The 24,599-nt window shown below is 40.0% G+C and carries 27 protein-coding genes and 1 tRNA gene; 3 read left to right on the top strand and 25 right to left on the bottom strand.

All coding sequences use genetic code 11. The annotated features are described in order from the left end of the window. Window positions 1–13: 13 nt before the first annotated feature. The 5 genes from SPPN_RS10095 to SPPN_RS10115 all read right to left on the bottom strand — a co-directional run bounded on the left by SPPN_RS10095 (window position 14) and on the right by SPPN_RS10115 (window position 6,036). Window positions 14–1,438: a YPDG domain-containing protein gene (locus tag SPPN_RS10095; RefSeq protein ID WP_014017352.1), complete on the bottom strand. Its 1,425-nt coding sequence runs from the start codon at window positions 1,436–1,438 to the stop codon at window positions 14–16. Then, on the bottom strand, window positions 1,407–3,371 hold the full coding sequence (locus SPPN_RS10100; protein WP_014017353.1) for a YSIRK-type signal peptide-containing protein: 1,965 nt from the start codon (window positions 3,369–3,371) through the stop codon (window positions 1,407–1,409). Before SPPN_RS10100 ends, SPPN_RS10095 begins: the two co-directional genes overlap by 32 nt. Window positions 3,372–4,086: 715 nt before the next feature. Next, on the bottom strand, window positions 4,087–4,221 hold the full coding sequence (gene rpmH, locus SPPN_RS10105; protein WP_000831907.1) for a 50S ribosomal protein L34: 135 nt from the start codon (window positions 4,219–4,221) through the stop codon (window positions 4,087–4,089). Window positions 4,222–4,365: 144 nt separating this feature from the next. Further along, window positions 4,366–5,580, bottom strand: coding sequence for a pyridoxal phosphate-dependent aminotransferase (locus tag SPPN_RS10110; RefSeq protein WP_000666452.1), 1,215 nt, complete (start codon window positions 5,578–5,580; stop codon window positions 4,366–4,368). Between the two features lie 156 nt (window positions 5,581–5,736). Next, window positions 5,737–6,036 (bottom strand): hypothetical protein, encoded by a 300-nt coding sequence (locus SPPN_RS10115; protein ID WP_000797858.1) that lies wholly within the window; start codon window positions 6,034–6,036, stop codon window positions 5,737–5,739. Between the two features lie 171 nt (window positions 6,037–6,207). Here SPPN_RS10115 and SPPN_RS10120 point away from each other — a divergent pair, with 171 nt between their 5' ends. Next, the gene (locus SPPN_RS10120; protein WP_000194272.1) at window positions 6,208–6,660 is read left to right on the top strand and encodes a universal stress protein; all 453 of its coding nucleotides are present in this window, start codon (window positions 6,208–6,210) and stop codon (window positions 6,658–6,660) included. Window positions 6,661–6,732: 72 nt separating this feature from the next. Here SPPN_RS10120 and SPPN_RS14255 read toward each other — a convergent pair whose 3' ends face one another. Both SPPN_RS14255 and SPPN_RS10130 read right to left on the bottom strand, forming a co-directional pair. Further along, on the bottom strand, window positions 6,733–6,855 hold the full coding sequence (locus tag SPPN_RS14255; RefSeq protein ID WP_000692922.1) for a hypothetical protein: 123 nt from the start codon (window positions 6,853–6,855) through the stop codon (window positions 6,733–6,735). Then, window positions 6,852–8,243, bottom strand: a complete 1,392-nt coding sequence (locus tag SPPN_RS10130) for a Cof-type HAD-IIB family hydrolase (protein WP_000453148.1) — start codon at window positions 8,241–8,243, stop codon at window positions 6,852–6,854. The genes SPPN_RS14255 and SPPN_RS10130 overlap by 4 nt, the downstream gene beginning before the upstream one ends. A gap of 65 nt (window positions 8,244–8,308) precedes the next feature. Here SPPN_RS10130 and SPPN_RS10135 point away from each other — a divergent pair, with 65 nt between their 5' ends. Further along, window positions 8,309–9,271 (top strand): asparaginase, encoded by a 963-nt coding sequence (locus tag SPPN_RS10135; protein WP_001124785.1) that lies wholly within the window; start codon window positions 8,309–8,311, stop codon window positions 9,269–9,271. Window positions 9,272–9,310: 39 nt separating this feature from the next. On the opposite strand, the gene SPPN_RS10140 is transcribed toward SPPN_RS10135, so the two are convergent. From SPPN_RS10140 to pbp2a, 14 genes are all read right to left on the bottom strand, one after another. Continuing rightward, window positions 9,311–9,556: a hypothetical protein gene (locus SPPN_RS10140; protein ID WP_148255726.1), complete on the bottom strand. Its 246-nt coding sequence runs from the start codon at window positions 9,554–9,556 to the stop codon at window positions 9,311–9,313. 63 nt (window positions 9,557–9,619) lie between these two features. Beyond that, window positions 9,620–10,630 carry a catabolite control protein A gene (gene ccpA, locus SPPN_RS10145; RefSeq protein ID WP_000990605.1) on the bottom strand — a complete coding sequence of 337 codons (1,011 nt, stop codon included), beginning with the start codon at window positions 10,628–10,630 and terminating at the stop codon, window positions 9,620–9,622. A gap of 318 nt (window positions 10,631–10,948) precedes the next feature. Next, the gene (locus tag SPPN_RS10150; protein WP_000866710.1) at window positions 10,949–11,548 is read right to left on the bottom strand and encodes a response regulator transcription factor; all 600 of its coding nucleotides are present in this window, start codon (window positions 11,546–11,548) and stop codon (window positions 10,949–10,951) included. Then, window positions 11,549–12,646: a sensor histidine kinase gene (locus tag SPPN_RS10155; RefSeq protein WP_000893521.1), complete on the bottom strand. Its 1,098-nt coding sequence runs from the start codon at window positions 12,644–12,646 to the stop codon at window positions 11,549–11,551. It lies immediately after the preceding gene. Further along, complete coding sequence (locus SPPN_RS10160; RefSeq protein ID WP_000832830.1) at window positions 12,646–13,383, bottom strand: ABC transporter permease; 738 nt, start codon at window positions 13,381–13,383, stop codon at window positions 12,646–12,648. Before SPPN_RS10160 ends, SPPN_RS10155 begins: the two co-directional genes overlap by 1 nt. Window position 13,384: 1 nt before the next feature. Continuing rightward, the gene (locus tag SPPN_RS10165; protein WP_001055973.1) at window positions 13,385–14,269 is read right to left on the bottom strand and encodes an ABC transporter ATP-binding protein; all 885 of its coding nucleotides are present in this window, start codon (window positions 14,267–14,269) and stop codon (window positions 13,385–13,387) included. Next, complete coding sequence (locus SPPN_RS10170; RefSeq protein ID WP_000709173.1) at window positions 14,256–14,450, bottom strand: hypothetical protein; 195 nt, start codon at window positions 14,448–14,450, stop codon at window positions 14,256–14,258. Before SPPN_RS10170 ends, SPPN_RS10165 begins: the two co-directional genes overlap by 14 nt. After that, on the bottom strand, window positions 14,447–14,653 hold the full coding sequence (locus SPPN_RS10175; RefSeq protein ID WP_014017355.1) for a hypothetical protein: 207 nt from the start codon (window positions 14,651–14,653) through the stop codon (window positions 14,447–14,449). Before SPPN_RS10175 ends, SPPN_RS10170 begins: the two co-directional genes overlap by 4 nt. Window positions 14,654–15,180: 527 nt before the next feature. Next, window positions 15,181–15,252: transfer RNA gene (locus SPPN_RS10180), tRNA-Glu, on the bottom strand. Window positions 15,253–15,343: 91 nt separating this feature from the next. Next, window positions 15,344–15,823, bottom strand: coding sequence for a hypothetical protein (locus SPPN_RS10185; RefSeq protein ID WP_000588855.1), 480 nt, complete (start codon window positions 15,821–15,823; stop codon window positions 15,344–15,346). A 120-nt stretch (window positions 15,824–15,943) separates the two neighbouring features. Further along, window positions 15,944–16,480, bottom strand: a complete 537-nt coding sequence (gene nusG / locus SPPN_RS10190) for a transcription termination/antitermination protein NusG (protein ID WP_000376739.1) — start codon at window positions 16,478–16,480, stop codon at window positions 15,944–15,946. A gap of 54 nt (window positions 16,481–16,534) precedes the next feature. Then, the gene (secE, locus tag SPPN_RS10195; protein ID WP_001210991.1) at window positions 16,535–16,711 is read right to left on the bottom strand and encodes a preprotein translocase subunit SecE; all 177 of its coding nucleotides are present in this window, start codon (window positions 16,709–16,711) and stop codon (window positions 16,535–16,537) included. A 9-nt stretch (window positions 16,712–16,720) separates the two neighbouring features. After that, entirely contained in the window at window positions 16,721–16,873 is a 153-nt protein-coding gene (gene rpmG / locus SPPN_RS10200; RefSeq protein ID WP_014017356.1) for a 50S ribosomal protein L33, read from the bottom strand. Window positions 16,874–16,925: 52 nt separating this feature from the next. Then, window positions 16,926–19,121, bottom strand: a complete 2,196-nt coding sequence (pbp2a, locus tag SPPN_RS10205) for a penicillin-binding protein PBP2A (RefSeq protein ID WP_000762636.1) — start codon at window positions 19,119–19,121, stop codon at window positions 16,926–16,928. Between the two features lie 86 nt (window positions 19,122–19,207). Here pbp2a and SPPN_RS10210 point away from each other — a divergent pair, with 86 nt between their 5' ends. Then, complete coding sequence (locus tag SPPN_RS10210) at window positions 19,208–20,083, top strand: RluA family pseudouridine synthase (protein WP_014017357.1); 876 nt, start codon at window positions 19,208–19,210, stop codon at window positions 20,081–20,083. A gap of 68 nt (window positions 20,084–20,151) precedes the next feature. Here the strand turns inward: SPPN_RS10210 and gap are convergent, their stop codons facing one another. The 4 genes from gap to SPPN_RS10230 all read right to left on the bottom strand — a co-directional run bounded on the left by gap (window position 20,152) and on the right by SPPN_RS10230 (window position 24,514). Then, complete coding sequence (gene gap / locus SPPN_RS10215; protein WP_000260684.1) at window positions 20,152–21,159, bottom strand: type I glyceraldehyde-3-phosphate dehydrogenase; 1,008 nt, start codon at window positions 21,157–21,159, stop codon at window positions 20,152–20,154. A gap of 176 nt (window positions 21,160–21,335) precedes the next feature. Then, window positions 21,336–22,637 (bottom strand): ABC transporter permease, encoded by a 1,302-nt coding sequence (locus SPPN_RS10220; protein ID WP_167317604.1) that lies wholly within the window; start codon window positions 22,635–22,637, stop codon window positions 21,336–21,338. After that, entirely contained in the window at window positions 22,606–23,289 is a 684-nt protein-coding gene (locus SPPN_RS10225) for an ABC transporter ATP-binding protein (RefSeq protein WP_014017359.1), read from the bottom strand. The genes SPPN_RS10220 and SPPN_RS10225 overlap by 32 nt, the downstream gene beginning before the upstream one ends. Before the next feature lie 304 nt (window positions 23,290–23,593). Beyond that, window positions 23,594–24,514, bottom strand: a complete 921-nt coding sequence (locus tag SPPN_RS10230) for a helix-turn-helix domain-containing protein (RefSeq protein WP_001033773.1) — start codon at window positions 24,512–24,514, stop codon at window positions 23,594–23,596. Window positions 24,515–24,599: the final 85 nt, after the last annotated feature.

Consider the following 24,599-nt stretch of genomic DNA (forward strand, 5'->3'; position numbering starts at 1 on the left):
CCTACTGTAACCGTTACTGGAACTTCTTCTTTCGACCATCTGGATAGGTTACCGTTACTTTGCCGGTAATCTTGTCTCCTGGGTTCTTATCTGCTGGAATTGTGACAGTGACTTTACCATCTTTATCTACTGTGATTCCTGGTGTTCCACTTTCGAAGGTTGTTCCATCTGGAATTTTCTTACCGTTCTCTTCTGTTAATGGAATTTCTACATTAGTTCCTGGTTTGCCATTTCCATCATTGTATTTCGGTGTGTAATCATCTTTATCTTGATTTGTTACCGTTACTTTGACTGGGACTTCTTCTTCTGATCCATCTGGATATCTTACTAGAACTTTTCCTGTTATTTCATCACCTGGTTTTTTATCTTTTGGAATTGTTACGGTTACTTTTCCTTTGTCATCTACTGTGACTACTCCTGGTGTTAAGCTTGTGTATGTTGTGCCTGATGGAATGGTTTTTCCGTTCGCTTCTGTTAATGGGATGTCTACTGATGCTCCTGGTTTACCACTACCATCATTGTACTTCGGTGTGTAATCATCTTTATTTGGACGTCCTACAACTACTGGAATATTTACTGTATCATGTGAACCATCTGGGTATGTTACTTTCACTACCGCATTTCCTACATTACCTGATGTATTTGTTGACGGTTTACTTTGTACCGTTAAAGTTCCTGGAGCAAAGTTTTGTACTTTTGCCTTCACTTCATCATCCGTAATGTTATGGTTATACGGAACTGTTAATGTTTCTCCTGTCGGATTATATTTGCTAGCTTGCTCTTCAACAGTGATTCTTATTGTTTTTTCTGAAGAATTATTATTTTTATCATATGCTTTAATTTTTACAGTATAGAATCCTGTCGCAGCATTCGTAGTCCCTGTAATCTTGCCATTTTCATATTTTAATCCTTGTGGTAAATTGCTTACCTCTATTGGATTATTATCACGCAAGCCAACACCACCTGTATTATCTACAGCTGTTACAGGGATTGGAGTAATTGGTTCGTTTTTAGTTACTGTAGCATCTGCTGCTGTAATGGTTGGTCCCATCTTATCACCAGCTGTGACAGTGAAAGTAAAGGTCACAGGTTCTGCTGAGTGCCCTGCTTCATCAGTAGCCTTGAAGGTAATTGTATGTGTACCAACATCTTCTGGTAGGGCTTTAAGGGTGATTTTTCTGATTTGATTAGTATCTGTGGTTCCTGATGCGTCTACAAATGCTTTCCCCGTGTTAAATCTATCACCATATTTTGTTAGTATATCACTAACATCCAGCTTAGCCTTCTTATCATCTGTTGCTGTAACTGTAAATGTTACCCATTCACCTTCTGCTACTGTTTGGTTTTCTGGTGTGATGGTCAAGGTTGGGGCTTGTTTGTCTGGTGCTTCTGTCGGTGTTACAGCCTCACTTCGGTCTGAAGTTACTGCTGAAACCATTGTTAACAATGGTTTCAGCAGTAATAGGTTTTCCAGGTAAAGCTCCTTCAACTGTAACCACTGCGGTTTGACCTTGTGTTCTACCTTCTCCGATGACTTTATCTCCATCGTAAAGTTTCACTATCGAGCCATCCTTTACTCCACTTCCTACATTCACTGTAAGTTGTTGTCCAGTGAGACCTTTCTTGTTCTCAAAGCCTGTGATAGTCGGTTTTTTAGGTCTAACGTTTAATGTAACTGTTCCGTCTGAGCCTGAGTTAGCATCTTCTGATGATGAACTATCCCCATATCTGGCAATTACTTTATAAGTAAAGACTCCAGCTTGATCTGTACTTGGTTTACGATTGTCTTTCCAGTTCCAAGTCATTCTTGGTGGGAAGTCTTTACCAGTTTTTGAAGTGACATACTTATCAGCTACAGGGTTATCTGTATTTGGAAGACTATCTCCCACCGTTTTGGTGTGTGAACTACCTTGGATAGGGTAGGTTTCTGCCTCTGTGGTCGTTTCTAACCTAGCACCCATTGCCGCCATAATATAAGACTGATTAGTCGTGTTTCCGTATGTTGTCGTGGCTGCGTAGACACGACCGTATTTAGCTGCTTCATCAGCAGTCACATCGTCTTTAAGTCTAATCTTCGCATGCATATGAACAGCATAATCTATACTTTGTTCTCCAACCTTAATCCCCAAATAATATGATAGTCCTGGATAATTACCATTTTTATCTCTTGTAAGAGTATTTAGGACAGAGTTGTCTTGGTTATTTTTGAATACATACCAACGCTGGTCATCTCTAGTTACTCCTGAACGTGGATCATACAAACTGATATAATCATTGTTAAAGATATATTCCTTCTGTTCCCACTGTTTATCGATGAAGGCTGTTTCTCCATATTTTTGAAATCCGCTATTCCCATCAGAAAGCCTTCTTCCACCATATTTCTTGTATCGAGTGAAACTCAAGTCTTTTACCGTGTTAGAGGAATGCATGATATTAAACGGAGCTTGGAAATAATACTGTTGCTGGTATGAGCGATTCACCATTCTTTTTCCATCGTTATTAAAGAAGACATCGTAGACCATCCATTTTTGTCCATTTTCTTCCTTATAATTTGCTCTGATTACTGTCTTATCCCTAGTGAAATCTTCATCATTATTTCTTGTTTTGTTACCATTGTTAGCAGATGGATCAACAGAAGCAAAGTATCTGACATCAGACAAAGCACCTTCGTTAACAGTACCTGGGATAGATTCCAGAGCCCTCTTAGATCTTCTAGATCTCTTAGGTTTATCTTCTGCTCCAGATGCAGAAGCAGCCCTGTCTGAACCCTCCTCCTTATGGTCGCTCCTTTCAGAAGAGGCATTTTTATCCGCTGATTCACTTCCCTGCGGCTGACTTTCTTCTTTAGAAGATTTTGATAAGACTGCCAAGTCCTTTTCCAAGTCCTCAGCAAGACTGTCAAGCTCCCCTTGACCTGCATCAGCACGGGCTAATAATTCTTTTCCTTTTTGAAGTCGCTCCTTAATAGGACTTACAACTGAAGGATCGTGCTTCGAGTCGGTAGAAAGAAGAGCACTTACCTCTTCCATTAGCTTGCTCAAGCGGCTGCTATCAACTGTAGCAGCTTTCTCTTCAGCAGGTTGAGCTTCTTTATTTGCTGAAGGCTCACTGGCTACTTCGGCTTGATTTTCATCCCTTGCCTGCCCTGCTTCAGACGACTGCTCCCCATCTTTCGGGCTAGCTAGACCAGTAGTCGATGACGACGTGTTTTGGCTTGGGCTATCTGCACTCACGACGTTGGCTCCCATAAACATAAGAGCCGCAACCGCAACAGAAGCTGCACCAAAGCTATATTTACGAATAGAGAAGCGCAAGACTTTTTCGCGTTGATGGCGCTTTACCCTACTGAGTGAATTCGATTTATCTTCCATGTTACCTCCTTAAGAAGACTAATGATATAATAAAAAATAAGTTTCCCAACTCCCACTCTTTCAGAGAGTGAAGCTAGAAACAGCACCGTGATTCTTACTAGTGAGTAAATGATAGGAGATGATACTAGGTCCCCCTTAAGCCTCAAGTAACTATAATATCACAGCTATCACAGCTATCACAGCTATCACAGCTATCACAGCTATCACAGCTATCACAGCTACATTATACCACTTTGATAAAATTAGTCAACACTTATCCTGACACTTTTATCATTTTTTTCATCGCTGAATCTCACTGAAAGTTCTATAAGGAAGTTAGCCATCCATCCCTCCTAAAAATGAGATGGTTCAACTTGAGATGGTTCAACTATAGTGAAATGAAATAAGAACAGGACAAATCGGTCAGGACAGTCAAATCGATTTCTAACAATGTTTTAGAAGTAGAGGTGTCCTATTCTCGTTTCAATCTACTATAGCTTATGACGAGCCCTTCCTTTACCAGACAGATCTATAGCGAAAGGAAATAAAAACGCAACAGATTGATTAGGAAATGCAAAGCAATTTCTAGAACTGTTTTAGCAGTCGCTATCTACTTTCCTAGCTTCCAGCTACTCTATCTTTGACACCGGACTCATCTACTCTTGCCCCTATTTTTAAGCACAATAAAAGCCAGTAGACTCGAGTTCCTACTGACTTTCCTTCTCCGTGGTTTGGACTAGGCAGCCAAAACGTTGCGTCCTTTACGACGACGAGCTGCCAATACGCGACGACCATTTTTAGTTGACATACGGTTACGGAATCCGTGTTTGCGCGCACGACGAAGTTTACTTGGTTGATAAGTACGTTTCACGATGAATACCTCCTCATAGATTTTGTATTCGTTTAGCCGGCTATAAAGTGATCAGTTACTAAACATACTTTACCATTCTATCTGATTCTGTCACTTTTGTCAATAGCTCTAGGCAATTGTTTCCAGCTTTTTCTCATGTAAGCCCTATCTGCGATACTGTTTTAAGAAACGAGTCATCTTTTCTTGGATTTGGGCTAGTTCCTCGACACGAGGAAGGTAAACGATACGGAAGTGGTCTGGTTCCTGCCAGTTAAAGCCTCGACCATGAACCAAGAGCACCTTTTCCTGCTTCAAGAAATCAAGGACAAACTGCTCATCATCATCGATACGGTACATATTGCGGTCGATTTTGGGAAAGATATAGAGACCCGCCTTGGGTTTAACGGCAGACAAACCTGGAATCTCTTGAATGGCATGGTAGATGAAGTTTCTTTGTTCATAAATCCGTCCACCAGGAAGGAGCAATTCATCGACTGATTGGTGACCACCTAAGGAGGTTTGGACGACTTGTTGGGCCAAAACGTTAGAGCAAAGGCGCATATTGGACAGCATATTGAGCCCTTCGATATAGCCCTTAACATGAGTCTTAGGGCCAGACAAGACCATCCAACCCACACGGAAACCAGCGATACGATGCGATTTTGACAGACCATTCATGCTGACACAGAAGAGATCCGGTGCCAAACTCGCCACAGGCGTATGCACATGTCCATCCATGACCATGCGGTCGTAAATTTCATCCGCAAAGATAATCAAATCGTTTTGACGGGCAATCTCAATAATCTCCAACAAGAGTTCCTTAGGATAAAGGGATCCAGTTGGGTTGTTTGGATTGATAAGGACGATTGCCTTGGTATTGGAAGTGATTTTTGACTTGATATCGTCAATATCTGGGTGCCATTCTGCAGCTTCATCACAGATATAGTGAACGGCATTTCCACCAGCTAGGCTGACAGCGGCCGTCCAGAGAGGATAGTCTGGCATTGGCACCAAGACCTCGTCTCCATTGTCCAAAAGCCCCTGCATGGACATGACAATCAGCTCACTGACACCATTTCCAAGGTAAATATCATCAATATCTACGTTTGGGAATTTCTTCAGTTGGCAGTACTGCATGATGGCCTTACGGGCTGAAAAAATCCCTTTGGAGTCAGAATATCCTTCACTATCACGCGCATTCATAATCAAGTCATGAATGACCTCATCTGGCGCTGTAAAACCAAATTCTGCTGGATTTCCTGTATTCAGACGTAAAATCTTTTCTCCATTTGCTCGCATCCGCATGGCTTCTTCCAAAACCGGACCACGGATATCATAAGCAACATGCTCTAACTTACTAGACTTGTTATATTCTTTCATCTTGTTTCCTCCATTCATCAGACTAGTAACATTATACCACTAGAAAAAGAATGCGACAAGTTTGCTGGAAGCTGTTACTAGATTTATATAGAAGAAAATCCTCGCTAAAAGCGAGGTCAAGACAAGTGAGATAGCAGGTGTTTTGCCAAAGAAAGATCACATACCAAAAGATAAACCTAGAAAAAGCAAGCCTAAAAAGGAGTCATAAAGAAGATTAAACATGAGGAAAAGCCCCCATATCATCAAGTAATCCCAGCGACCACTTCTTTTAGCGACTAGGAATAATATCAGATGGTAGAATACATGAAAGACTAAAAAGCCAACAAAACCTGGATAAAGAAGCGGTACCAGACTCTCTAATTGCCAAATCATGATCACTTCTACCAAGACCGAAGCTAAGATGATTCCATAATAAAGGAAATTTATTTTTTTTGATTTTTGAAAAGAGTTTTTCATAACCACTCCTCTCCAATATATTCTATCTTTACTCTCACTCTTTTTTATATATTTTAACATATATACATATATATGTCAAGCGCTAACATTTTTTGAAAAATACTTTTTTTGCTTTACTTCTATAGTGAAAAGGTTTACAATTGTAGTAAGAAAATTTCAGGAGGTTTCATTATGACACAACGTTACCAAAATATCATGGTCGCAATCGATGGTTCTAAGGAAGCAGACTTGGCTTTTGTCAAGGGAGTTCATTCTGCTCTACGAAACGACGCTAAACTCACCATCGCCCATGTCATTGACACACGCGCTCTCCAAAGCGTATCCACCTTTGATGCTGAAGTTTACGAACAACTCCAAGTCGACGCTGAAAGTCTGATGAAAGAGTACGAAAAACGTGCTAAAGATGCTGGTGTGGCCGATGTTCATATCGTCATTGAAATGGGAAATCCAAAGACCCTACTAGCACGTACTATTCCAGATGCTGAGGAAGTGGACCTCATCCTCCTTGGCGCAACCGGTCTCAACGCCTTTGAACGCCTCTTGGTCGGCTCTTCATCTGAATACATCCTCCGCCATGCTAAGGTCGATTTGCTGGTGGTGAGAGAACAAGAGAAAACCTTATAATTACAAAGAAAAGGAGCTCAGCGCTCCTTTTTGTTTACTATTTATACTCTTCGAAAATCTCTTCAAACCACGTCAACTTCCATCTGCAACCTCAAAAACATGTTTTGAGCTGACTTCGTCAGTCTTATCTACAGCCTCAAAGCAGTGCTTTGAGCAACCTGCGGCTAGTTTCCTAGTTTGCTCTTTGATTTTCATTGAGTATTATTTCTCTCTTTATGGCGTTCATACGCCTTGAGCTGGCGCTGCAGTTCCTTTTTAATAGCAGGTTCTGGAGCATATTTTTCTTCCCAATCATCTGGTTTTAAGATTTTGTGGGTCACTGGATCAAAATGAGCCTTGCCATCTGGGAAGATTTTCCCCATATTGGCCTGGTGGACAATATCAAAAATACGTTCTGGATCCACCCCCATCAAGACAAAACTACCGTAGGTAAAGTAAAGCGTGTCAATCAAGGCATCCACTTGCCCTATCAAATCTTGCTGGGCAGGCGTCTTCTTGGCTACTTTATCTGCCGCCTTATCAAGAGCCTGATGAAGTTGCGATAGAGCTTGACCAAAGTCCTCTTCAGAAGGACTGGCTGCTCGAACAAACTCCACCAATTCTTCTATTTTAAAGCCAGCCCTATGGGTTGCACCTTCTAAATCCCAAGCTCGAGGTTCTTCTTGAGTCCGTTCATCCATCATATGGTGGAAGGTCTTGACCTTATTGAAATGATAGTCACGGCTGACAAAGACTTTTTCTGAAGCCAAAACACCAAAATGTTCCAAGGCCTTGTGGATTCCGTCTTGTTGATTGCTGGTGGTAATGTGCTTGGCAACTTCCTTGACACTGCTACTACCATTTCCCATAGCGACCGACATCCCAACACCTGCCAGCATTTCAAGATCGTTATCTGAGTCACCAAAGGCCATGACTTGGTTGAGGTCAAAGCCATATTCTTTCCCGACTAGTCGAATGCCTTCCAATTTAGAGTTTCCTTGATTGATGACATCCGCAGCAAAAGGATTGCTACGTGTCAATTTCAAGTCTTCAAAATCAGCTGCCGCCTTCTCAGATTCTTCTGGCGTCATCAGCATCAAGACTTGATAAATAGGCTGATTCATCAGATGAAGCAGGTCTTCTTCCTTTTGGGGAACAACCTTACTGACCATGCGATTAAAGGAATGACTCACCGTCCGAGTTAAAACAGAGGGAACGAAGCGACTGATTCGTTGGGAAAAAGAACCCAAACCAAAAGACATGATTTTGGAACCCAACATGGCATCCTTGGTCCCTAGGGCAATCTCCTTGCCCTCTTTTTTAGCATAGCTAATTAGATGGCGCAAGTGCAACTTGGAAATAGGGCTCGTGAACAAGACTCTGTCTTTACTAAAGATGTACTGGCCATTATAGGTTACCGCAAAATCCAGGTCCAAATCGTCCATCAATTCCTTAACAAAAAAAGGTCCTCGTCCTGTCGCTACACCGACAAGCACCCCTTGTTCTTTAACAATCTTAATCGCGTCCCTAGTGGATTTCAAAACACTCTTGCGATTGTTGACTAGTGTTCCATCGATATCAAAAAAAACAGCTTTGACTTCCATCCTATCCCAATCTCCCCTTTTGTGATACAATGATTATACCACATTTCAGAAAGAGTAAGTAAATCATGCCTAAGAAAATCCTTGTTTTACATACGGGTGGGACTATTTCCATGCAGGCCGATGCTTCTGGCGCTGTTGTGACGAGTTCAGATAATCCTATGAATCATGTGTCCAACCCACTTGAAGGAATCCAAGTTCATGCCTTGGACTTTTTTAATCTACCAAGCCCTTATATCAAACCCAAGCATATGCTGGCTCTCTACCAAAAAATCAAAGAGGAAGCAGATAACTACGATGGGGTGGTGATCACACACGGAACCGATACTTTAGAGGAAACAGCCTATTTCCTTGATACCATGGAAATCCCCCACATGCCCATCGTTCTAACAGGAGCCATGCGCAGCTCCAATGAACTCGGTAGTGATGGTGTTTATAACTATCTGAGTGCTTTACGGGTAGCTAGCGATGACAAGGCTGCTGACAAAGGAGTTTTGGTCGTTATGAACGATGAAATCCACGCTGCCAAGTATGTCACCAAAACACATACGACCAACGTCAGCACCTTCCAGACCCCAACACATGGCCCCCTCGGTCTCATCATGAAACAGGAAATCCTCTACTTTAAAACAGCTGAACCTCGTGTTCGCTTTGATCTTGATCACATACAAGGCTTGGTGCCTATCATCTCGGCTTATGCTGGTATGACAGATGAGCTGATTGATATGCTGGATTTAGAACACTTGGACGGTTTAATTATCCAAGCCTTCGGAGCTGGTAATATTCCCAAAGAAACGGCTCAAAAATTAGAAAACCTTCTGCAAAAAGGAATCCCAGTCGCCCTGGTTTCACGATGCTTTAACGGTATCGCTGAGCCTGTTTATGCCTACCAAGGTGGGGGCGTGCAATTACAAAAATCTGGTGTCTTCTTTATTAAAGAACTCAACGCCCAAAAAGCCCGCTTGAAACTCCTCATTGCCCTCAATGCCGGACTAACAGGGCAAGCTTTGAAAGACTATATGGAAGGCTAAGACTCTTGAAAAATCTCTTCAAACCACGTCAGCTTCCATCTACAAGCTCAAAGCAAGGACTTGAGCTGACTTCGTCAGTTCTATCCACAAGCTCAAAGCAGCGACTTGAGCTGACTTCGTCAGTTCTATCCACAAGCTCAAAACAGGGACTTGAGCTGACTTCATAGTTCTATCCACAAGCTCAAAGCAGCGACTTGAGCTGACTTCGTCAGTTCTATCTACAAGTTCAAAACAGTGTGTTGCGCAGTCTTTAACCAGCCGCCTAGTCCGCTCTATGGTATTCATTAAGTCAACATCTCTTGTTTAAGAGCACAAAATCAGGAAATCTTCTCGATTCCCTGATTTTTTCTATTTACGTTTTCGTGTTGAGCTACGTTCTGTTAATCCATGAGATAATAGAACTTCACGTTCTTCCAACACTTCCTTGTGCATAATCTTAGTCAACATACGCATACTAATGGCACCAAGGTCATAAAGAGGTTGGGCAATAGTTGTCAAGTTTGGACGGGTAAAGCGAGAGACTTGCGAATCATCACTGGCAATGATCTCAAATTCTTCTGGTACTGACACACCTTTATCAGCCAAACCGTTCAAGACACCTGCCGCCAACTCATCACCTGTTACAATTGCTGCAGTTGCATTTGATGAAATCAAGCGCTCTGCCAAGGCATAGCCATCTTCATAAGTGTATTTAGATTCAAATACCAATCCTTCGCTATAAGGAATATCTGCTTTTTTCAAAGCTTCCTTGTAGCCAACCAAACGAACCTTACCATTGATGTCATCCACTAGTGGACCACTGACAAAAGCAATGCGCTCATTTTCTTTAGCGAGGTAGGTCACTGCATCAATCGTAGCTTGTTTGTAGTCAATATTGACACTTGGAAGCTGATGCTCTACATCCACAGTTCCTGCGAGAACAATCGGAGTACGTGAACGCGAAAATTCTGAGCGAATTTTATCTGTCAAGTGATACCCCATAAAGATAATGCCATCTACCTGCTTTGAAAAGAGGGTATTGACAACAGAAACTTCTTTCTCGTTATCTTCATCGCTATTAGCTAGGACAATATTGTACTTGTACATTTCTGCAATATCATCAATCCCCTTAGCCAAACTCGAAAAATAACCATTGGTAATATTTGGAATCACGACACCGACAGTGGTTGTCTTTTTACTTGCAAGACCACGCGCAACTGCATTTGGACGATAATCCAAACGATCAATTACCTCTAACACTTTTTTACGGGTATTCTCTTTTACATTTTTATTGCCATTAACCACACGGCTGACCGTCGCCATGGAAACACCTGCTTCACGAGCGACATCATAAATGGTTACTGTATCATCTGCATTCATTCCTTTTCCTGCCCTTTCTATCCCACACATTCTTTTACAAGTAGAGGCACCGATTGAAACTCTATATCTACTTACAAAAGTGAAGATGTGAAAATTTCGTTTTCATATTTTTACTTATTCCATTCTATCACTAATTGTAAACACTTTCAAGTGTTTTTTGAGGATTGATTGAAAAAATTTCATAGAAAGCCTAGGTTTAGCTCCTTGCTACCACCTTAGACGAAACAAAAAGGAGGAAACTAAGCCCCCTCAAGTTACAAATTGTTTGATTGAATAATTTTAATTTTAACACATAATGGTTTTCGCGTTATGATAGTATCACAACCAACCAGATTCTTTCGCGATATTAGCTGCCTCTGTTCGATTACCTGCATCTAGTTTTGAAAGAATATTGGTGACATAGTTTCGAACTGTTCCGTTGGATAGATAAAGTTGATCTGCAATTTCTTGGTTAGAGAAGCCTTGAGCAATTCCCTTTAAAACAGCAATCTCTTGTTCTGTTAATGGATTGGGATGCGTCATCACCACTTCCATCAATTCAGGCGAATACTCCTTGCCTCCTTCGAGGACAGTATGCAAGGTTTGCATGAGGTCTGCAATGCTTCTTTCTTTCAAGACATAAGCATCCACTCCAGCCTTAACCGCACGTTCAAAATACCCAGGACGTTTGAAGGTCGTCACCACAACCACCTTTGTTTCAAGCTTTTCTGCTCGTATCCACTCCAAGACTTCAAGACCTGTCTTAACAGGCATTTCTACGTCAAGGATGGCGATATCTACAGACTCCTTTTCTAATAGTTCGATTGCTTCTTGCCCATTTTTGGCTTGAAAGACAGACTCTATATCCGGTTGAAGCGTGAGCAACTGGCACATGGCATCTCGCAACATACTTTGATCTTCTGCGACTAATACTTTCATCTACTTTCTCTCCTTATAAGGTAGTCGAACCTGAACTTCTGTCGGTTGTTTCTGACTAATCACATTTACCTCTCCCGAAAATGGAAGGACACGATCTCGAATTGTATGGAGCTCATCCCCCTTTATAGAAGTAAAGCCACAGCCATCATCTCTCACTGTTAGAATGAGTTCTTTCTCTGTCCGTTCTAATTTCAGGTAGGCCTTCGACGCTTTGGCATGTTTGATGATATTGGTCACTAACTCAAGCAAAATCATGGAAGCCATTGACTCCAATTCTTGAGTAAGGCTAGCAGTATCTAGTTGGTTATCCGTTTCCACCTCAATTCCAGCAATTTCTAACATCTTTTTCACATTCTCTAGTTCGGATGTCAAAGTTCTAGACTTAAGATTTTCCACAATGGTTCGCACTTCACGCATTGATTCTTTGCTAATTTGCTGTATTTCTCTTAATTCCTTTTCCACCTGTGGATAAGCCTGTATTTGAAATAACTGCAAGGCTAGATCAGTTTTGACACTCAGCATAGCAAAAGTGTGTCCCAGACTATCATGCAAATCTTGACCGATACGACTGCGTTCATTTTCTGCTAGCAATAGATTTATCTGGGTATTTTGCTTGACCTGAGCTTCTTTCAAATCCTCGACAAGTCGAATCCGAACCGAGCCCAAAGTCATCAAATCAACAAAAGCAAGAATTACAAGCAGATAGACTAGAAACTCAACTTCGATTCTCTGAAAAATCAAAAGTTGCCCCACAACAAGGACTTGAGCAAGGAGAAATGTCCATACATGTAAAGACTTTAAACTACGTAGGCCAAAATGATAAATTAAGAGATTGGAAAGGAAAAAGAAAAACCAGATATAATTCACAGCAACAAAGGCGGTATTCCCAGCTACATAGACCAGCATGATCCCCCAGAAAAGCCATGATATGCGCTGGCTCTTAGTTGTTAAAACACCCAAATACGCCACTACAAATAGAATATCAATCAATAAATGCCAGGCAGAAAGCCATCCAGTCACTACAGGTAGGATGGGGAAAATCATAAAAATTAAACTGGCCCAAAACATATAATGTATGCTTTTCAGTCTTTCAAGCATTAAGCATTCTCCTTATGACCTTGAAGGTAAATGGTCAAACCAAATAAAACTGCTGAAAAAACAAGTAAATAAACTGTGGCTGATAGATTGATACCACCCTCGTTTAAAAAGGTCTTGAGCAACTCCATCAACTGATAGGTCGGGAGACACTTACCGACTGCTTGCATCCAGTCTGGAAATAAAGAGATAGGCATCCAGAGCCCACCTAAAACAGCCGACCCTAGATAAAGAAGATTGCCCACAACAGACATCAGCTGACTAGTCGGTAAGAGCGTCAAGGTCAAGCCAAGCGCTACAAAAGCAATACTTCCCAAAATAAGCAAAATCGCAGCACCAACCCAACTTGCTAAAGGCATATCCACACCTCTTACAAAATGCCCAACTGTAAAAACAACCAAAATTGAAACCAAATAATCAACCAGCATACTTGTTATCTTTGATAGATAATATTCTACCATATTTACAGGGCTATGACGCAATGTTTTCTGCCAGTTGTTCATCTTATCGGTATGTAAGACAGCTGGGAATGAAAAGATAGCGGTCGACATCATGGAAAAGGCAGTCATGGAGATGAGGTAGTCGCGCATAAAATTAGCCGGTCCACCTGGTGTGTCCTGGTACATGCCTGAAAAGAATAGATAGAAGGCTGTCGGCATCCCTACGGATAATAGATAATAGACTAATTGTCGTTTGGTCAATAGAAATTCTATCTTATTTAATGCGATCCATCGTTTCATCTTAGTCATCTCCCTTCTGTGTTTCTTCAAAGATTGTATCTAGCAAACTACGGTTATTAACTTCGATTTCTTGTATGCTACATCCTGCTTGAACTAACAGTTCCCAAAAAGCATTTGCCTCTCGTGTGACTACTTGCAGAGCATCTTGTTTTTGTACCCAATTTTCAACCAAGTTAGACTGCTCAACAATTTCCTTGTATGCCAGAGGAAGGATAAAATGCTTTTCAATTCCCTCACTACGCATAGCTAGAGGCGTCGTATCACGAATCAACTCTCCCTTATTCAAGACCAAAATCCGGTCAGCTGTATGCTCTACCTCTTCGATGTAATGGGACGAATAAAGAATGGTGACTCCCTGCGCTTTTAGGTCCTGAACAATTTCCCAAAAACGTAGACGAGTAGAGGTATCCATAGCAGCAGTTGGCTCATCTAAAAATACAAGCTTTGGTCTGCCAATCAAGGTCAAGACAAATGAAAAGAGACGCTTTTGCCCACCTGACAATTTTTCTGCAAATTGCTCTTTCTGTTGCTGATCAAACTGCAATAGTTGATCGATCTCCTGCTTGCTCAAGGGATTTGGATAAATACTTTGAAAGAAAGCAATCAACTCTTTGACCTTTAATTTCTGAACGATAACATTTTCTTGAGGGAGATAGGATCTTGTGTAGTCTAACTGAGAACTCGTCACTGGCAAGCCTTGGATGGATACTTGACCGCTTGTGACCAGTTTATCTCCAAGCAAACAGTCCAAGAGTGTCGTCTTCCCAGCACCATTGGGCCCAATCAAGGCGACGCATTCACCTTCAGCTACCTCAAAGGAAATATCCTTCAAAATAGCCTTGCCCTTGATGTTTTTATTTAGGCTTTCTACCTTAATCATGTTCATGATATTCTCCTTTCAGCCACTCCTTTCCCATAGGAAAGGCGATAAAAATCATAAATCCTAATCCCCATGCACCACGGATGAATTGGTAAAGGAAGTCTTGATCAAACCAACCTGTAAACATTTCTACCAACCATACCAAGAGTGACAGACCAATAAAGAGATAGATAATCGCTTTTTTCATTCCTCAAACTCCTTTTTCACATCTGAGACTAATTTCAAACCTTCTCTAACAAGCCAAGACATCATTCCAAATCCAGCAAAGACCTCCCAAGGAAAATGGTAGAAATCCTCATCCAATCCCGAAAACATGAGATAGGTCATAACTCCTGCTGCTACTAAACTTACAGCGATAATCATTTTATTTCTTATCTCTTCTTCCTCCATTTGGTACTACAATTATAGTCTTTTGAAATCAGAGGAGATAGAAGCTTCTGTCACTAGAAAATATGACAAATGTCATAAAAAATTATGTTCAAAACAAGCAAGATACACTATACAATAAAACACAATTAGAAAAATCTAAGGCAACTTCCTCAAAAGAGATATCAAACCCAATTCACACCATAATGTAAACTAATACTTATTTAAAATCAAAAAAGTAGAAATTTTTATCAGGCAAACATATATATTATACGTTGAACAAAACCCTAAAATTTATAAGAGTTATAAAATCTGTTAAATTTCAATGTGGATACCTAAACTACGGTATTTATTGAAAAGACTGGAGACAAAAAGTATACGCTACCAAAATGAATTACTGAAATTCAAAAAAAGAGAGAACCAAACTGATTCTCTCTTAATGTATATAATATCTAGTTATAAAATACACACTCACCTATCTCTGTAATGTAGGAACTTTTTTAAGTTTTTTAAAACTTTTTTCATCAAGTGTTTCAACCGCAACATACCCATAGTCCGTACGGGATTCGAACCCGTGTTACCGCCGTGAAAAGGCGGTGTCTTAACCCCTTGACCAACGGACCAGAGTTGTTATTTTCAACTCTTACTATTATACAGGCTTTTTAAACTTTGTCAACACCTTTTTTAAAATTTTTTACTTTTTTGCATGAATTCCTAATGAGTACGGATGTCAAACTCTTTAAACACAATACGTAAGTCCTTTAGCACTCTTTGACGCCCTCGGAAGCGTTCATCTCTTAAGACGCGTTCTAACTCTTCTTGTTGCTCTTTAGTTTGTTTGTTTCTATAATCTCTTAGTGTTTCATGAAAGAGATAACAGTCATCTAGCCACAGACCTCCCTCACTTATACGATGACTTATCTCACCCACTTCATCATAGGGTTCTTTATCATATCTTCGTTTGTGGCTTTCTTGTTTACGGATATGGTCTAAAATTCGATTACGGAATTTAGTTTTGAAGTATTTACGTAAACGAGGAATATCTTCTACTAGTCCTTCTTCTCTACTAATCAATTCATGTAAGCAAATCATTCCCTCTTGGTCCCAGTCCGATAGCTCCCATAAATGAAGGTAATATTCATTTCTACACTTATATATAATTCCCTGGACTTCTTCATACAATTCTTTAATCATTCTTTTCCCCTTTCTGTGTACAGTCTAACAGATTCAGAAACACTTTTGGCACATTTCATCCATTCTGTTCTCTACACCGTCTCAACTGCACAAAAAAGAGAGGTCTTGCCTCTCTTTGGGTTATAATTCTGCGATTTGGTTTAGGTTTACTTCTGCAACTGTGTCATTACCAAACATAGAGATAATCATCTTCACTTTGTTATTATCAATTTCTGTAATCTTACCAGTGTAGTCTGCAAAAGCACCATCAATAATACGTACGGTTTGACCAACCTCAACATCGAAATCAAATTCTTGAACAGTTTGTCCCATAGATACCAAAATGTCACGAATTTCTTGTTCCAATAATGGAGTTGGTTTTGATCTGTTCCCGTGTGATCCGACAAATCCTGTAACGTTTGGTGTGTTTCGCACAACAAACCAAGCTTCATCTGTCATGACCATTTCTACAAGAACATAACCTGGAAATCGATTTTCTTCTACTTCTTTTCTCTTTCCATTTTTTTCAACTTGCACTGTTTGCGTTGGAATTTCAACACGTAAAATATTATCCAACATATTGTAGGTTTGCGCACGTTGCAATAGATTTTCTTTTACCTTATTTTCATAACCAGAATAAGTTTGTAAAACAAACCACCCTTTATCAAAACTATCCATGATATTTCCTTTCATAAATAGAAGATTTCTAGTGTAATTAACTCCACTAACCTTCTAAAAAATGTTAATAAATCGAATCAAACCTGAAACAATCAACTGGTCAAAAATGTAAATAATTACTACAAAGAAAGCTGTGTATTCCATAATAGAACGAAAATCTCTCCAGCTTTCCTTGCGAGTTGGCCATGTTGTGTCTTTAAGAAGTCTAAAAATATCTCCAATAAAACGCATCGCTCTCTCCTATCTCGTTTCTCTGTGTGTAGTGTACTTGCCACAATGTTTACAAAATTTATTTACTTCTAGTCGTGTAGGCTTGGGGGTTCCACTGATCTTGATTGAATAGTTTCTCGAACCACAAACCGCACAAGCTAGGCTTGCTTTTTTTAGTGCCATAACGCCTCCATCTTATCTATTATAACAAGAAAGCTAGGCTTTGACAAGCATCTTAGCGAAATAGATTGACTACCGAATCCCATATTGTTTGAGCCTTTTCCTTAATCTTCGCATCCGAGATAGCCCGACTAGCCTCATCTACTAGACTTTGCGCACGTCCTCGAATATCAGACAAATTATCATCTGTCTGGCTATTATCATTGGTTTGTACTTGTCTTTTTGTATTGGCTGGTGCAATTCCATTTTGCTTATAAGCATTTTCAACCGTAAAGGTACTTCCTGGCGTATAAGGTAAAATGGTATTTGCAATATTTCTAAAGACATGGGCTGCACCGTTTGAAGTAGAACCTGCTAGATAGTGATTTTCATCAGTGGTCGGAAAACCAAGCCAATGACTAATCACCACATCAGGAGTATAACCAATCACCCACTGGTCACTTGTGTACTCCGGATTGAAAACTGCTTCAGTTGTTCCAGTTTTCCCTGCCATGACATAATCTGCAGGCGATGAACTAATACCGGTTCCGTTAGTGAATGTACCCAACATCATACTGGTCATCTTATCAGCTACAGACTTATCAAGCACCCGTTTTTGTGAATTTTTATGGCTAGCAATAACTTGTCCACTAGCATTTTCAATTCTACTAATAAAATGAGCTTCCGGCATTAAACCTTCATTTGCAAAGGCAGCATATGCTTGAGCCATTTGCAGAGGATTGGTTTCGACACCACTTCCTAAAGCGACGCCGAGAACACGGTCGACCTTTTCCATGTTGAGTCCAAATTTTTCTCCTGCCTCAAAAGCCTTGTCAAGGCCCAAATCATTAACAGTGGCAACAGCAGGTAGATTAAGCGATTCTGCCAAGGCTTGATACATAGGAACTTCTCGACTCGTTTTAATTCCTGCATAGTTATCAACCTTATAGCTGTCATACTGCATGGTATGGTTATCCAAGAGCTTATTCAAAGCCCAACCTGCCTCAACTGCTGGCGTATAAACAACTAAAGGCTTAATTGTAGAACCAGGGCTACGTTTTGATTGAGTTGCATAGTTGAAATTCCGGAATCCAGTTTTATCATTGTCAGCAACTTGACCGACAACTCCACGAACTCCTCCTGTTTTCGGTTCAAGAGCTACACTTCCTGATTGAGCAAATGTTCCATCCTCTGCCCTCGGAAATAGCGAGGTGTTTTCATAGACAACCTGCATATTTGCTTGGTAGTTTTGGTCCAGCTCTGTGTAAATGCGGTAGCCATTATTGACAATCTCTTCCTCTGTTAGATTATACTTGGAAACAGCTTCATTAACCACCGCATCAAAGTAAGAAGAATAGCGGTAATCTGAGATTTTTCCTTCATACCTATCGTGCAATTGCGAAGTCATATCAACTTCAGTAGCTTCGGTTTCTTGGTTTTTATCAATATATCCTGCTGCAACCATATTTTGTAAGACAGTGTCGCGACGATTAGTTGAATCTTCTACGGAATTCAAAGGATTATACAATTCCGGTCCTTTGAGCATCCCTGCCAGAGTCGCAGCTTGATCCAGACTCACCTCTGATGCAGAAACTCCAAAGTATTTCTTACTCGCATCTTCAACGCCCCACACACCATTTCCAAAATAAGCGTTGTTAAGGTACATGGTTAGAATTTGATCCTTACTATATTTTTTTGTTAATTCTAAGGCCAGGAAAAATTCTTTTGCTTTTCTCTCAACAGTTTGATCCTGAGACAGATAGGCGTTTTTAGCCAGCTGTTGGGTAATAGTAGATCCACCACCTGAACGACCAGCAGTGACAATCGCCAAGAAGAAACGACCATAGTTAATCCCGTCATTTTTATAGAAAGAGCGGTCTTCTGTCGCAATAACAGCATTCTGCAAATTTTTACTGATGTCAGTCAGTTCAACATAAGTTCCTTTTTGACCAGACAAGGCACCAGCCTCTTTTTCTTCACGGTCAAAAATGATAGTCCGAGTTTTCAAGGCGTTTTGCAAATCGTTAACATTGGTTGACTTAGCTACAGCAAACAAATAGGTTCCAACTAGCAAGCCTGCACTCAAACCTAGTATAAGGACAATCTTTGTTAGATGATAGCGACGCCAAAATTTTCGAATTGGACCCACTTGGGCTAATTTTTTTCGATCACTGCGAGAACGACGTAAGCTAGTAGAATCAGAATCCTCTAGTTCACTTGTTTCTTTTTTAAAAAGAGAAAGAAATTTCTCAAATAATTTATCTAATTTCATGCGTTTATTTTATCATCTTCATCATTGGAAGACAAGAATTTAGCTATTTCCTATCCAAATAGGGCTTTTTTTGTTACAATATCTGTATGCAATTCACATTTACATTACCAGACTCTCTACCTCAAATGACGGTAAAGCAATTACTGGAGGAGCAACTCCTCATCCCTAGAAAAATCCGTCATTTTTTAAGAATCAAGAAACACATTTTGATTAATCAGCGAGAAGTTCATTGGAACGAGATGGTAAGTCCTGGAGATGTTTGCCAGTTGACTTTTGACGAGGAAGATTATCCCGAAAAAGAAATCCCTTGGGGCAACCCAAACCTCGTTCAGGAAGTTTATCAAGATCAACACTTGATTATTGTGAACAAACCAGAGGGGATGAAAACGCATGGTAATCAGCCAAACGAAATCGCCCTTCTTAACCATGTCAGTGCCTATGTTGGCCAAACCTGCTATGTCGTTCATCGTCTGGACATGGAAACCAGTGGCTTGGTTCTCTTTGCCAAAAATCCTTTTATCCTGCCCATTCTCAACCGCTTATTGGAGAAAAAAGAGATTTCTAGGGAATATTGGGCGCTTGTTGACGGAAATATCAACAGCAAAGAACTTGTTTTCAAAGACAAAATTGGGCGTGATCGCCATGACCGCAGAAAACGAATAGTTGATACAAAAAATGGGCAATATGCTGAAACGCATGTAAGCAGATTAAAGCAATTCCCAAACAAAACGACCCTTGTCCGTTGTAAACTAAAGACAGGGCGAACCCATCAGATTCGTGTGCACCTTTCGCATCATAACTTCCCTATTTTGGGCGACCCTCTCTATAACAGCAATTCAAAGACGAGTCGGCTTATGCTCCACGCCTTCCGACTGTCCTTTACCCATCCGCTTACTCTAGAGAAATTAAGCTTCACTGTCCTATCAGATACTTTTGAAACAGAATTAAAAAAGAATGGATGATTGTGTCATCCATTTTTAAATATTTGAAAAGCAAGACCAAGAGGCCTTGCTTTTTATCGACTCAAGAATTATTTAGCAATTTTTGCGAAGTATTCAAGAGTACGAACAAGTTGTGCAGTGTATGACATTTCGTTGTCGTACCATGATACAACTTTAACCAATTGTTTACCGTCAACGTCAAGGACTTTAGTTTGAGTTGCGTCAAACAATGAACCGTAAGACATACCTATGATATCTGAAGATACGATTGGATCTTCTGTGTAGCCGTATGATTCGTTTGAAGCTGCTTTCATAGCTGCATTCACTTCATCAACAGTAACGTTCTTTTCAAGAACAGCTACCAATTCAGTAACTGATCCAGTTGGAGTTGGAACGCGTTGTGCAGATCCGTCAAGTTTACCGTTCAATTCTGGAATTACAAGACCGATAGCTTTAGCAGCACCAGTTGAGTTAGGAACGATGTTTGCAGCACCAGCGCGAGCACGGCGAAGGTCACCACCACGGTGTGGTCCGTCAAGGATCATTTGGTCACCAGTGTAAGCGTGGATAGTAGTCATCAATCCTTCAACAACACCAAAGTTGTCTTGAAGAGCTTTAGCCATTGGAGCCAAGCAGTTTGTAGTACATGAAGCACCTGAGATAACTGTTTCAGTACCGTCAAGAACGTCGTGGTTAGTGTTGAATACAACTGTTTTAACGTCGTTTCCACCAGGAGCAGTGATAACAACTTTTTTAGCTCCACCTTTAAGGTGTTTTTCAGCTGCTTCTTTCTTAGCAAAGAAACCAGTAGCTTCAAGAACGATTTCTACACCGTCAGTAGCCCAGTCGATTTGTTCTGGATCACGTTCAGCAGAAACTTTAACGAATTTACCGTTAACTTCGAATCCACCTTCTTTAACTTCAACAGTACCGTCGAAACGACCTTGAGTTGTGTCGTATTTCAACAAGTGTGCAAGCATAACTGGATCTGTAAGGTCGTTGATGCGTGTAACTTCAACACCTTCTACGTTTTGGATACGACGGAAAGCAAGACGACCGATACGTCCGAAACCGTTAATACCAACTTTAACTACCATTAGTGATTTCCTCCTTATGAAAATCATGAAATTTTTATTGTGAAAAGAGTAACTTGAATCACTACAAATCACCTTTCAACAAACCTATTATATAACTATTTGAGTTGAATTGCAAGTATGGGCATTGTTTTTCTATGTTTGTTTCTTTTTAAGGCTATAAATCAAGAACTTCCTTACTATTCATATCGTAGCGATTCTACAGGATCCATTTTACTAATTTTACGCGCTGGGAAGTAGGCTGAGACATAACCAAGTAATAGAGCGAAAGCTAGAGTTCCTAAAACAGATAAAAGATTTAATTCAAAAACCTTAGTGATAGATGGGTAAAAGTGATTTACAACCGCATTCGCCAAACTTCCCACCCCTTGTGCAACCAAAAATGCCAGCAGCAAGGCGATCCCTACAATCCAGATAGCCTCGTAAATAAAAATTCCTTTGACATCACGATTTTGATAACCAACTGCCTTCATGACACCTATTTCCTTAGAACGTTGCATGATATTGATGTAAATAATGATACCAATCATGACCGCTGCTACCACAATAGCTTGTGATGAAAGTACAATCAACAATCCCTGAATGACACGAATAAAAGTAATCACAATATCAAGAACCTTCTGTTGAGAAAGAACAGTATACTTCTTGTTTTTCTGCAATTCTTCTGTTATCGCTTTTGTTTGTGATGGATCTTTGAGTTCCAAGATAAAATAAGATACAGCTTTTGTAAATCCAGCCTCTTTCAAAATCGTTTCCATTTGATGAGACGGCATGAAACTGTTGCTGTCCTCCAAGTCATCTTCATCATTGATTACACGTACAATCTTTGTTTGAAATTGAGCAGTCTTGCTAGCTTCAGCATCATTTTCTACAATGCTGGCTGAGACTGATTTGCCAATAATATCACTAGCTGTCAGATTTTTTCCTGTCTGTTCATTCCAATTTTTTAGTAAACTGCTTGGAATCGTCAATCCCTGTTCATTTGAATCCGTATAGAGGGAACCGGCTAATACTTTGTCCGCCTCATTACTACTAACAGAAATACTTGTATCCTCATATAGACTCACTACTTGAGCATAAGAAGGCATCGTTTGACTCAGATCCGTTTCTTGACCATCTATAGTCATATTTGACATGGTCATCCCAAAAGGACTCTCCAAATATTTAATAGCTTCTTTCCCAACTGTATCCGTGATATAGTTCTTATCATCTTGGTTCAAAAAGCCTCGTCCAACATTTTTTGTGTTTAAAGCAATCTGAACTTGAGAAGGGATTTGACCTCCATTCGTATTTTCATCAATCATCGAAATCAATGCATTTCCCAAGCCGAAAGAAATTAAGACTCCTACAAAACCGATTGAGGTTGCTAGCGCAATCAATAGATTACGCCACTTTCTTTCCATAAAGTTATTTAAAGAAAGTTTGAATTTGTTTTTCAATGATAATCCTTTATTTTTTGACTTCTTCAACGATTTCACCATCCTTCATTTTGATAATCACATCTGCATACTCGGCAACCTCTGGATTATGGGTTACGATCAATACTGTTTTCCCTGTTTGGGCTAAATTTTTAAATACCTCCAATACCATTTCTTGAGATTGAGAATCCAGCGAACCCGTTGGCTCATCTGCTACAATCATATCTGGCTGATTTACCAGTGCACGCGCGATTGCTACACGTTGCTTTTGCCCACCAGAAAGTTGTTTAACATTTTTAGCTACAAAAGGCTCCATGCCCAAGTTACTTAATTGCTCCTTTGCAACCATTGTCATCTCCCTGTCAGATAAATCTTTGACATAGAGAGGTAGCTTGACATTGTCCAAAACAGACTGATGAGGAATGAGGTTAAAGTTTTGAAACACAAATCCAATCTTATCTTTACGAAATTGAGTTAGTTCAATCTCTGATAAGTCACGGAGGGATTCCCCTTTAAACTCTAAATCTCCTTCATATTGTCTATCTAAACCGCTGATGATATTGAGTAGACTGGTTTTGCCACAGCCTGATGGACCGTAAATCGCTGTAATTTTACTTTTTGCAATCTGCAGGTTAACATTTCTTAGAGCCTGCTCTTGATGTTTACCGTCCAAAGTGTAAAACTTTGAAATATTTTTAATGGATAAAATGGACATTCTTTCCCCCTTATTTAAAACTGTTATCATTATACATCATACTGATAGAAAATCCTTCAAGTTGATTGACCCTATGGGTCTACTACTTAGAGTTTCCTCTCTATTGCCTCGTTTGCTTCTGGATGTATATCAAGTAATACTCTTCGAAAATCTCTTCAAACCACGTCAACGTCGCCTTGCCGTACTCAAGTACAGCCTGCGGCTAGTTTCCTAGTTTGCTCTTTGATTTTCATTGAGTATGAAATTCATTTTAACAAAAAAGCGACATTTCCCCAATGACAGAAATGTCACTCCTATAAACTCTTTAACGATATCTCTCTAGATCCTCGGCCCATTCATTATCTAAACTAACGATTAACTTCTCATTGCCAAACATCCTCGCCATCATTTTTGCTTCTTCATACTTTTGTTTGGCTGTATCATAATCCGTCTGAATATAATATTTCCACTCCACCATCAAGACAATCGGTTGTTTTTGAAAATCTCGTGTTTTTTGCCCTATTTTATTTAAGGTCTCGACTGCCCTCTTAAAATAATGAAGCAACCCCATAATCTCTATACAAGTTAAAGAAGCTAACAAGGAGTCTCTAAGTAAGTCCAAACAATCGAACTCTATCTTATCAACCTGAGAACTTAGTTTGTCATGAAAACAAAGAATGGTTTCATGCTCAGATTCTTTTATCTCACCCATATTTAAACCATCCATTAACTGACAGTTGAAATACAGTCTCAGTTTCAACAAGTCCTCGGCTTTATATACATCTCTGGATAGTAAGTCTTGAAGACTGTCCTCAATCACACTGCTTCCATATAAGGAATTACTAGTCATTCTCACTGCATCTATAGCTTGAAGACAATCCACTAGCACTTTCTCATCACGTGGCAAATCATCATAAAAATTCTCAAAAATCTCATCGAAATATTCTTCCTTTTGTTCCTGCAACTCCTTGTCTCCATAGTCAGGATGATGTAAAAGAAAGTACTTTAATTCTTGGTAGCGTTTAGGCAATTCCTTATAATCTGGCATCAAGACGTAGGACGGAATTTCTAATCTATCTGCAATATATTCTAGGGTTTTTATCGTCGGGCGAAATTCTCCTTTTTCAATCCGCACCAACTGACGCACTGATAATTCAGACTCATCTCCGCAAAAAACTGGACGACTAAGGCCTTTCTCCTCTCTTAAAAGTCGCACTTTATCCCCTAACTCATTTATCTTGTTCATTTGCCCCTCGCATGATTATTAAAGATTTGATTTTCAAATAAATATATGCGATGATTATACCATTTTTCAAATAGAATTACAAAAA

This window comes from Streptococcus pseudopneumoniae IS7493, assembly GCF_000221985.1.
In the GTDB taxonomy this organism is placed as follows: domain Bacteria; phylum Bacillota; class Bacilli; order Lactobacillales; family Streptococcaceae; genus Streptococcus; species Streptococcus pseudopneumoniae.

Bases quoted from the DNA above. Each gene is read 5' to 3' on its own strand.
- SPPN_RS10095 (WP_014017352.1), bottom strand. From the start codon at position 1,438: ATGGTTTCAGCAGTAACTTCAGACCGAAGTGAGGCTGTAACACCGACA.
- SPPN_RS10100 (WP_014017353.1), bottom strand. From the start codon at position 3,371: ATGGAAGATAAATCGAATTCACTCAGTAGGGTAAAGCGCCATCAACGC.
- SPPN_RS10110 (WP_000666452.1), bottom strand. From the start codon at position 5,580: ATGAAAGAATATAACAAGTCTAGTAAGTTAGAGCATGTTGCTTATGAT.
- SPPN_RS10115 (WP_000797858.1), bottom strand. From the start codon at position 6,036: ATGAAAAACTCTTTTCAAAAATCAAAAAAAATAAATTTCCTTTATTAT.
- SPPN_RS10120 (WP_000194272.1), top strand. From the start codon at position 6,208: ATGACACAACGTTACCAAAATATCATGGTCGCAATCGATGGTTCTAAG.
- SPPN_RS14255 (WP_000692922.1), bottom strand. From the start codon at position 6,855: ATGAAAATCAAAGAGCAAACTAGGAAACTAGCCGCAGGTTGCTCAAAG.
- SPPN_RS10130 (WP_000453148.1), bottom strand. From the start codon at position 8,243: ATGGAAGTCAAAGCTGTTTTTTTTGATATCGATGGAACACTAGTCAAC.
- SPPN_RS10135 (WP_001124785.1), top strand. From the start codon at position 8,309: ATGCCTAAGAAAATCCTTGTTTTACATACGGGTGGGACTATTTCCATG.
- SPPN_RS10140 (WP_148255726.1), bottom strand. From the start codon at position 9,556: ATGAATACCATAGAGCGGACTAGGCGGCTGGTTAAAGACTGCGCAACA.
- ccpA (WP_000990605.1), bottom strand. From the start codon at position 10,630: ATGAATGCAGATGATACAGTAACCATTTATGATGTCGCTCGTGAAGCA.
- SPPN_RS10150 (WP_000866710.1), bottom strand. From the start codon at position 11,548: ATGAAAGTATTAGTCGCAGAAGATCAAAGTATGTTGCGAGATGCCATG.
- SPPN_RS10155 (WP_000893521.1), bottom strand. From the start codon at position 12,646: ATGCTTGAAAGACTGAAAAGCATACATTATATGTTTTGGGCCAGTTTA.
- SPPN_RS10160 (WP_000832830.1), bottom strand. From the start codon at position 13,383: ATGAAACGATGGATCGCATTAAATAAGATAGAATTTCTATTGACCAAA.
- SPPN_RS10165 (WP_001055973.1), bottom strand. From the start codon at position 14,269: ATGAACATGATTAAGGTAGAAAGCCTAAATAAAAACATCAAGGGCAAG.
- SPPN_RS10170 (WP_000709173.1), bottom strand. From the start codon at position 14,450: ATGAAAAAAGCGATTATCTATCTCTTTATTGGTCTGTCACTCTTGGTA.
- SPPN_RS10175 (WP_014017355.1), bottom strand. From the start codon at position 14,653: ATGGAGGAAGAAGAGATAAGAAATAAAATGATTATCGCTGTAAGTTTA.
- SPPN_RS10185 (WP_000588855.1), bottom strand. From the start codon at position 15,823: ATGATTAAAGAATTGTATGAAGAAGTCCAGGGAATTATATATAAGTGT.
- nusG (WP_000376739.1), bottom strand. From the start codon at position 16,480: ATGGATAGTTTTGATAAAGGGTGGTTTGTTTTACAAACTTATTCTGGT.
- secE (WP_001210991.1), bottom strand. From the start codon at position 16,711: ATGCGTTTTATTGGAGATATTTTTAGACTTCTTAAAGACACAACATGG.
- rpmG (WP_014017356.1), bottom strand. From the start codon at position 16,873: ATGGCACTAAAAAAAGCAAGCCTAGCTTGTGCGGTTTGTGGTTCGAGA.
- pbp2a (WP_000762636.1), bottom strand. From the start codon at position 19,121: ATGAAATTAGATAAATTATTTGAGAAATTTCTTTCTCTTTTTAAAAAA.
- SPPN_RS10210 (WP_014017357.1), top strand. From the start codon at position 19,208: ATGCAATTCACATTTACATTACCAGACTCTCTACCTCAAATGACGGTA.
- gap (WP_000260684.1), bottom strand. From the start codon at position 21,159: ATGGTAGTTAAAGTTGGTATTAACGGTTTCGGACGTATCGGTCGTCTT.
- SPPN_RS10220 (WP_167317604.1), bottom strand. From the start codon at position 22,637: ATGGTGAAATCGTTGAAGAAGTCAAAAAATAAAGGATTATCATTGAAA.
- SPPN_RS10225 (WP_014017359.1), bottom strand. From the start codon at position 23,289: ATGTCCATTTTATCCATTAAAAATATTTCAAAGTTTTACACTTTGGAC.
- SPPN_RS10230 (WP_001033773.1), bottom strand. From the start codon at position 24,514: ATGAACAAGATAAATGAGTTAGGGGATAAAGTGCGACTTTTAAGAGAG.